The organism is Mycobacterium ostraviense, from assembly GCF_002705925.1.
Taxonomy (GTDB): domain Bacteria; phylum Actinomycetota; class Actinomycetes; order Mycobacteriales; family Mycobacteriaceae; genus Mycobacterium; species Mycobacterium ostraviense.
Genome location: NZ_NKRE01000198.1, coordinates 1 through 1,089 on the forward strand (window position 1 = coordinate 1; position 1,089 = coordinate 1,089).

Here is a 1,089-nt window from a genome sequence, read left to right on the forward strand (position 1 = left end):
AGAGCCTGTTCGTAAACGGGTGTGACTGTAGTGGCAGATGATAGCGATGTGATAACGATTGCGTGTCATGTGAGGGCGTGAGGCGGGGCTCGCGGTAGCGGATAGACACCACATCCCTCTCGCTGCCGGAGCCCCGTGAATGTCTGTCTACCCTGTGGAATCCAGGAAAACCAGCTGCGCCACGGCGGGTTGTCTATGTTGTGACCGGACACCTCGGTATCCGTCGGACCTGACCGACGCGCAGTGGGAGTTGCTGCGTCCGGAGGTGGAGGCGGTGATGGCCGAGCTGCGCCGCGGCCCGGGCGGGCGGCCGATGGTGCATGATCTGCGGGCGATGGTGGATGCGATCGGTTACGTGACCCGAAACGGAATCGAATGGCGTGCTCTGCCAGCGGATTTCCCGCCGTGGCGGGCGGTGTATGCGTTCTTTGAGCGGTGGAGCCAGCGAGGGATGGCGCAGCGGCTGGTCGACGGGCTACGCGGGAGGTTGCGTGTCGCATGCGGCAGGGCCGCGCTGCCCACCGCCGGTGTCGTCGACTCGCAATCGGTGAAGGCTGCCGACACCGCCGGCGCGGCCAGCCGCGGCTACGACGCCGGCAAGAAGATCAACGGCCGCAAGCGCCACATCGTGGTGGATACGATGGGCCTGCTGCTGGTGGTGGTGGTCACCGCGGCGTCGATGCAGGACCGAGATGGCGCGTTTCGGCTGCTGGCCGCGGTACGGGAACGCTTCTCCACGATATCGCTGGTGTGGGCTGACGGAGGCTACGCCGGGCGATTGGCCGATTGGGGGAAATCCGTTCTGGCGCTTACCGTTCACATCATCAAACGCACCGACGACACCAGCGGTTTCAAGGTCCTGCCGCGCCGCTGGGTCGTCGAGCGCACCTTCGGCTGGATGACGCGTTACCGGCGTCTGGTCCGCGACTACGAACGCTGCCCCGACCACCACGAAGCTATGGTGCTGTGGGTCAACGTCGCGATCATGACTCGTAAACTCCAACAAGCGACATCGGGTACGCCGCACCAGCCCAGATGGGGACGCCTCCGCGCCAGCCCACCAGCGCCCGTCCAGCAGGCCGCATGAAT

The 1,089-nt window shown here is 65.5% G+C and carries 1 pseudogene; it reads left to right on the top strand.

Annotated elements, in window-relative coordinates:
• Nucleotides 1–139 precede the first annotated feature (139 nt).
• Nucleotides 140–1,000, top strand: a pseudogene (locus CDN38_RS28715) (IS5 family transposase); the annotation flags it as partial.
• Nucleotides 1,001–1,089 lie beyond the last annotated feature (89 nt).